At 68.9% G+C, this 6,817-nt stretch carries 6 protein-coding genes; 4 read left to right on the top strand and 2 right to left on the bottom strand.

The features are described 5' to 3' along the window. Positions 1-275 precede the first annotated feature (275 nt). Positions 276-1,547, top strand: coding sequence for an HNH endonuclease signature motif containing protein (locus tag ITJ66_RS02715; protein ID WP_194643256.1), 1,272 nt, complete (start codon positions 276-278; stop codon positions 1,545-1,547). Positions 1,548-1,988: 441 nt separating this feature from the next. Here ITJ66_RS02715 and ITJ66_RS02710 read toward each other — a convergent pair whose 3' ends face one another. Then, complete coding sequence (locus ITJ66_RS02710; RefSeq protein ID WP_194643254.1) at positions 1,989-2,642, bottom strand: hypothetical protein; 654 nt, start codon at positions 2,640-2,642, stop codon at positions 1,989-1,991. A 207-nt stretch (positions 2,643-2,849) separates the two neighbouring features. Here ITJ66_RS02710 and ITJ66_RS02705 point away from each other — a divergent pair, with 207 nt between their 5' ends. After that, positions 2,850-4,370, top strand: coding sequence for a glycosyltransferase family 39 protein (locus ITJ66_RS02705; RefSeq protein WP_194643252.1), 1,521 nt, complete (start codon positions 2,850-2,852; stop codon positions 4,368-4,370). 4 nt (positions 4,371-4,374) lie between these two features. Then, entirely contained in the window at positions 4,375-4,872 is a 498-nt protein-coding gene (locus tag ITJ66_RS02700; protein ID WP_370582548.1) for a GtrA family protein, read from the top strand. A 10-nt stretch (positions 4,873-4,882) separates the two neighbouring features. Here ITJ66_RS02700 and ITJ66_RS19960 read toward each other — a convergent pair whose 3' ends face one another. After that, positions 4,883-5,374, bottom strand: a complete 492-nt coding sequence (locus ITJ66_RS19960) for a MarR family winged helix-turn-helix transcriptional regulator (RefSeq protein ID WP_194643250.1) — start codon at positions 5,372-5,374, stop codon at positions 4,883-4,885. 122 nt (positions 5,375-5,496) lie between these two features. On the opposite strand from ITJ66_RS19960, the gene ITJ66_RS02690 reads away from it, so the two are divergent. After that, positions 5,497-6,720 carry a TerC family protein gene (locus ITJ66_RS02690; RefSeq protein ID WP_194643248.1) on the top strand — a complete coding sequence of 408 codons (1,224 nt, stop codon included), beginning with the start codon at positions 5,497-5,499 and terminating at the stop codon, positions 6,718-6,720. The last annotated feature ends 97 nt before the right edge of the window (positions 6,721-6,817 follow it).

Below are 6,817 nucleotides of genomic sequence, written 5' to 3'. Positions count from 1 at the left end.
CCCCCCCCCCCCCCCCCCCCCCCCCCCCCCCCCCCCCCCCCCCCCCCCCCCCCCCCCCCCCCCCCCCCCCGACTCGGCTCACCGCCCCCGGAGAAACCCCGCCAACCCGGTGGACCTCCCCCGGTCCCTGAGCCTGTCGAAGGGCCCACGGGTGAACCCCACGAGTCCGGCATGCCTCCTCCGCTCCCTGAGCCTGTCGAAGGGCCCACGAGCAACTTCCACAGCCGTCCCGACTCAGCATCTGGAATGTCAGTGGTCCATGGTGGACTGGTTCCATGACCGAGACCACCCTCACCGCGATCCGCGTCGGCGACGAGTACGCCGCGCAGCTCGCGGAGTTCTCGGACGAATGGGCAGAGCTCCACCGGCAACAAGCCGTCCTCGACGCCCGCAAAGCGCGCCTCCTGGCCCGCTCCGCCGCCTATGCGGACGCGTTCGCCGACGCCACGGTCCCGGCGATCTTCCCGCCGGCCGAACGGCAGGACCTCTCCCGCCGCTCCACTTGCGCGGCCCTTGCGATGGCGACGCGAACGCCGGAACGGACGATCCAGCGTGCGACCAACGACGCCGAACGTCTCGTGAACGACGCACCGGCCGTGCTGGCGTCGCTCGAAGCGGGCCGCATCTCGGCGCGGCACGCACAGGTGATCACCGACCAGCTCTGCGACGTCCCACCCGCGGGCCGGGCCGCGTTCCTCGAAGCAGTCCTCCCCGTGGCGGAGCGCATGACCGCCGCCGGGCTCAAGGGCCGCGCCCGAGTGCTGCGCGAGCGACTCCACCCCGAGTCGATCACCGCACGCGCGGTCCGCTCCGAGGCCGACCGCCGCGTCGAGTTCGAGCCGGCCGCCGACGGCATGGCATGGGTGCACCTGTTCACCACCGCGCCCATCGCGCAAGGCATCATCGAGCGCGTCGAAGCAGCAGCCACCGACTCCCGCTCAGCGGGTGACACCCGCACGTGCGCTCAGCTGCAGGCTGACGCCCTTGCGGCGCTCGCGCTCACCGGCGTCACACCCGACGACATCATGACCAGCCCAGTCCTGCCGCACCCGATCGAGGTCCAGGAGCACATCAAGCCGACCGTGCAGATCACCGTCCCGGCGCTCACGATGGCCGGCGTCTCCGACGCACCCGGCATGCTCGATGGCTATGGTCCGATCGACCCGGAGACCGCAGCCCGTATCGCGGTGAACGCCCCCAGCTTCACCCGGATCCTCGTCCAACCCGAAACCGGCGCGATCCTCTCCGTCGGGCGGAACCAGTACCGCGTTCCGGCCGACCTGCAACGCGCGGTGCGCCTACGGGACGGCACTTGTCGGGCACCGGGCTGTGGGCGACGAGCCAGGGCCTGCGACCTGGACCATTCGATTGCCTGGCAAGACGGCGGCCCGACAGATGTCGGCAATCTCGCCTGTCTCTGTCGACATCACCACCGGATGAAGCATCTGCCCGGATGGAACCTCGACCACGGACCCGGCGGGGTCCTCGACTGGACGACACCCGACGGGAAACACCATCGGACGGAACCCGATCCGGCACCGTTCTGACCCCCTGGTCCCTGAGCCTGTCGAAGGGTTCCTCGTGGGCACTTCGACAGGCTCAGTGACCGGGGAATGTCAACCCGCGACGTTTCGGTCCCTGCGCCTGTCCAAGGGCACTCCGGTTGCGCCACCTCAGTGACCGGGAGAGGTTCACCCGGAACGCTCCGGTCCCTGAACCTGTCGAAGGGCACTCCGGTTGCGCCACCTCAGTGACCGGGAGAGGTTCACCCGCGATGCTCCGGTCCCTGAGCCTGTCGAAGGGGAGTTCGGGCCGCATCACCTCGGTGACCGGGAGACGTGGGCCCGGAAGCGCTCCGGTCCCAGAGCCTGACGACGTGCCGGACGGCATCCTCGTGGGCACTTCGACAAGCTCAGTGACCGGGAGAGGTGTACCCGGAACGATTCGGTCTCTGAGCCTGTCGAAGGGCACTCAGGCCTGCAGTACAGCTAGTCCTTGATGAGCAGGATCGGGTCGCCGTCGAAGGAGTCGTAGGGGTTCGGGTCGGTGAAACCGCCGTCGTACATGAGGCCTGCCGGAGCCTTGCCACCGGCGGGAGCCGCCGCGACGTAGCACTGCGTGATCGGCGCGCCAGCGTCGAACTCCTCGGTGAACGACTCGGATCCGCACTCGTCCCACCCGATGAGCGTGGCCTCCTGGACCTTCTCGCCATCGGCGTCGACGGGCGAGAAGGAGGTCGCGTCGCTGTTGAACGCCACCGGGTCGCCCGACACCTTGCTCATCTCGAGCCGGATGAGCGTGATGTCGTAGCCGTCGAGTTCGCCGCCGTCGAACTGCGTCTTGAGGAACGCGACCTGGTCGGCCGTCGCGGGGGTGACCTCGGTCAGCTTCGCGCTGATGAGTGCGGTGACGCCGTCGGTGCCCTGCGACTCGTAGACGATCGGCTCATCGATCCCGACCTGCGCTCCAGGCTCGGTGACCTCACCGTCAGCCGATCCGGTCGAGGTCGGCTTCGACGTCGCGGACGATGAGGCCTTCTCCGTCGGCTTCGCGTCGGGGGCCGACGGCGTGGAGCATCCGGCCAGCACGAGCATGGCTGCGACGGGGAGGGTGATCAGGGCGGTGACGCGGGAGAGCTGCATCGGAATTCCTTTCGGCGGCGGACTCCAGCAGTCTGTTCCGCGCGCCGTTGCCGCGCGATGGGGACAACTCCCCACCGGGGCGGCCGGCCACCTGCCGTCGGGTCCGGGCGGGATCCCCCGCGCCCTCTCAGGAATCTCTCTGCTGGCGTTCATCCGAGCGGCGGACGATGAGACGACGCGCCAGGTTGTCGCGTCCGAGGGGAACCCATGACTGCGACGATCACCGTCCCGACCGCGCCCTCGCGCCGTCGGTGGGACGCCCTCCACACCCTCCTCGGCGGCCGCGCCGCACCATGGGTCGTCGGCCTGTTCGCCACCCTCGTCTCCCTCATCGGCATCGGGACGCCGTCGTACTGGGGCGACGAGGCGGCCAGCGTCCTCGCCGCCGAACGCCCCCTCCCCGTCATGTTCGGGATGATCGGCCACATCGACGCCGTCCACGGCCTGTACTACGCGTTCCTGCACGTCTGGACCGGTGCCTTCGGGACCGCCGAGGCCGTCACGCGGTTCCCGAGCGCGATCGGCGTCGGTCTGGCCGCGGCCGGCACGGTCGTGCTCGCACGGTCCATCTTCACCCCGGCGATCGGCATCACGGCGGGCCTCGTGTTCGCCGTCATCCCCCAGGTCACCAGGATGGGCGCCGAGACGCGCTCCTATGCGCTGGGCATGGCCGCGGTCGTGTGGCTGACGGTCTGGTTCGTGTCGCTCGTGCGTCGTCGGTCCACATCACGCCGCAGCTGGGCACTCTTCGCCATCGCGAGCGCCGCCTCGATGTACCTGTTCCTGTACCTCGCGATGCTCCTCCTCGTGCACGCCACGTGGATGGTGCTCCAACGCCCAGGGCGGCGAGTGATGCGAGCGTGGGGCTGGTCCCTGGTCGGCGCACTGGTCCTCGGCGCTCCGATCGTGATCGCGGGCATCGCGCAGCGCGAGCAGATCGCGTTCCTCGGCAGGCGGGACTACGCGACGCCGGAATCGGTGCTCGTCGGCCAGTGGTTCCAGACGCCGGCCTTCGCCGTGGTCGCGTGGCTGCTGATCGTGCTCGCTCCCATCGGGGTCCTCGTGGTCCGCCGATCCTCCCGACAGCGTCGCGCCCTGGCGATGATCGCCGTCTGGGCGCTCGCACCGACCGCCCTGCTCATCATCGGCAACACCCTCGTGACGCCGATGTACAACCTCCGCTACGTCACCTTCTGCGTCCCGGCAGTCGCCATCATGATGGCGCTCGGACTCCGGGCGATCGTCGACCTCCTGCCGAAGCGGGTGGACCGCGCGGTGGCGACCGCGATCGGTGTCGCGCTCGTGCTGGCGCTCGCCACCCCGGTCCTCGCGGAACAGCGCGGCCCGTTCGCGAAGGACGACGGCAGTGACCTCCGGCAGACCGCGGAGGTCGTCCAGGCCCATGCCTCGCCGGGCGACGCGGTCGTCTTCGACCAGTCGGTGAAGCCCTCGCGCAAGTCGCGGCTCGCGATCGACCTCTACCCGCAGGCCTTCGCCGGCCTCGACGACGTGGCGCTCGAGACGAGCTACCGCGACCGCCCCGAGCTCTGGGACCTGGCCGCGCCGCTGTCCGAGATCCACGACCGGCTCATCGGCCACGACACCGTCTGGGTCGTCGAAGGGTCGAGCACCTCACCGAACGTGGCGGATCTGGAGGCGCTCGGCTACCACGTCGAGCAGCGCATCCCCGTCCACCGCAGCATCGTCTTCGAGCTGGTCAGGTCGTGACGCGGTGGTGATCCGAGCCCTTCCCGATCCGCGCGCGCTGCTCCGGCGACCCATCGTCCGTGAGGTCGCCGCCTTCGGCCTCGTCGGCGGCGCCGGCTTCCTCGTCGACGTCGGGGTCTTCAACCTGCTCGCGTACACGGTGTTCCTCCACACCGGCACCTCCGGGCTGCTCGTGGCGAAGGGCATCTCGACGACACTCGCCATCGTGGCCAACTGGGTGGGCAACCGGCTCCTCACCTTCCGCGCGCATCGGCGCTCGGACGTCGCCCGCGAAGCGCTCGAATTCGGTCTGGTGAGTCTCGCGGGTGGCGCGATCGCCCTGGCCTGCCTCTGGGTCTCCCACGACGCGATGCACCTGACGACGCCGTTGGCGGACAACGTGTCGGCGAACATCGTCGGGCTGGCCCTCGGTTCCGCGTTCCGCTTCGTGCTCTACCGTTTCTGGGTGTACGGACCGCGGACGGAGCGGACGGGACCGATCCCGGTGCGCATCGACCCGTGAGGTCCGCCGGTCAGCGACTCGCGTTGTGCTGCGAGACGGCGTCGCTGACCCAGGAGAACTCGTCGACGAACCGCGAGAGCAGCCGGGCGAGTTCCGCTCGATCGCGCTCGCTCCACTTGCCGACGAGGGTGTTGTAGACCTGCTGCGCCGCCTGCCGGTGTCGTTCGAGGGCGGTCCGTCCCTCCTCCGTCGCGCTCACGAGCACCGCGCGGCGGTCACTCGGATCCGTCTCCCGGACGACGAGACCACCCTCCTCGAGTCGGCGCACCTCGGCCGTCGCGGTCGACTTGTCGACGTCCATCCAGCCCGCGACCGTGGACATGCGGATCGGTCCGGCGGAGATGACGTACTCGAGGAGCCAGGCATCCGTGGCGGTGAGGGCGGCACCCTCGGCGTCGTGCAGTGAACGCCGGTTGTCCGCCCTGGTGGACCAGCGGAGCACCGTCGCGAGGGACGCCTGGATGACGGCTCCCGCCTCGGCGGGGTCGACGTCATCGCTCATAGCTGAATTCTTTCTGAATACGTGCGTTCGGGTGTTGGTTCGACCATACCAACTATATAGTGGGACGGCACCAACTAAACATCACCCGTCCCCCACCTCGAGCGCTGCGGAGAACACAGCCCATGGAAATCCCCGGATACGTCTGGCTGCTGACGATCGTCGGCATTCTGGCCCTCCTCGCCTTCGACTTCATCTTCCACGTGCGCAAGGCCCACGAGCCGACGCTGCCGGAAGCCGCGAAGTGGTCGGCCCTCTACGTCGGTATCGCCATCGTCTTCGGCCTCGGCGTCCTCTTCTTCGGCGGTGGCACGCTCGGATCCGAGTACTTCGCCGGCTACATCACGGAGAAGGCCCTGTCGGTCGACAACCTCTTCGTCTTCCTCATCATCATGTCGAGCTTCCGCGTGCCGCGGGCCGACCAGCAGAAGGTGCTCCTCTTCGGCATCGTCTTCGCCCTCATCGCCCGCACCGGCTTCATCTTCCTCGGTGCCGCCGCGGTCAACGCCTGGTCCTGGCTGTTCTACATCTTCGGCGCGTTCCTCATCTTCACGGCGATCAAGCTCCTCCGCCCGGAAGAGGAGAGCGACGACGCGAACAACTTCGTCATCCGTCTCGCCAAGCGTCTCTTCAAGACGACCGACCGCTACGACGGCGACAAGCTCGTCACCATCGAGAACGGCAAGAAGGTCCTCACGCCGATGCTGCTCGTCATGGTCGCCATCGGCGGCACCGACCTGCTCTTCGCGCTCGACTCGATCCCCGCGATCTTCGGCCTCACGCAGAACCCGTACATCGTCTTCACCGCGACGGCGTTCTCGCTGCTCGGCCTCCGTCAGCTCTACTTCCTCATCGACGGCCTGCTCGACCGCCTCATCTTCCTGAGCTACGGTCTGGCGGCGATCCTCGGATTCATCGGTGTGAAGCTCGTCCTGCACGCGCTGCACGAGAACACCCTGCCGTTCCTCAACGGTGGCGAGCACATCCCGGTGTTCGAGATCAGCACGGGCCTGTCGCTCATCGTCATCATCGGCATCCTGACCGTCACGGTCCTCGCCTCGCTCCTCAGCCCGGCCGGCCGTGCGCACACGATCATCAGCGACGCCCGCACCCAGGCGAAGAAGATCGTCGACCACGCCGACGCCCCGGAGGACATCCCGGACGGCCACCACGTGGACGAGGTCGAACTCGAGACGAGCTACACCCGCATGGTCGAGCGCCAGAAGTCGTTCGCGAACCTGAAGCCCAAGCACCAGGCGAGGGCGGCCGACGACGAGGAGCTCCAGCGGCTGCTCGCCCGGGCCCACGAGCTGCAGGCGAAGAGCTCCGACTCACGCGGCCTGCTCTGAACGGACCGGGAATCCGGGCGTTCGCCCGGCTGAACCGATAACGTGGTCGTGCGCTCCCGGCTTCGGCCGGGGCGCACGTCCCACACCTCACCACCAG

The sequence above is a fragment of the Plantibacter sp. VKM Ac-2885 genome, assembly GCF_015351205.1.
Lineage (GTDB): Bacteria > Actinomycetota > Actinomycetes > Actinomycetales > Microbacteriaceae > Plantibacter > Plantibacter auratus.
Note: the sequence above shows the minus strand (reverse complement) of the source record. Positions and strands in the feature narration are given on the sequence as shown.

Coding starts and splice junctions, on each gene's coding strand:
- ITJ66_RS02715 (WP_194643256.1), top strand. CDS start 276: ATGACCGAGACCACCCTCACCGCGATCCGCGTCGGCGACGAGTACGCC.
- ITJ66_RS02690 (WP_194643248.1), top strand. CDS start 5,497: ATGGAAATCCCCGGATACGTCTGGCTGCTGACGATCGTCGGCATTCTG.
- ITJ66_RS19960 (WP_194643250.1), bottom strand. CDS start 5,374: ATGAGCGATGACGTCGACCCCGCCGAGGCGGGAGCCGTCATCCAGGCG.
- ITJ66_RS02710 (WP_194643254.1), bottom strand. CDS start 2,642: ATGCAGCTCTCCCGCGTCACCGCCCTGATCACCCTCCCCGTCGCAGCC.
- ITJ66_RS02705 (WP_194643252.1), top strand. CDS start 2,850: ATGACTGCGACGATCACCGTCCCGACCGCGCCCTCGCGCCGTCGGTGG.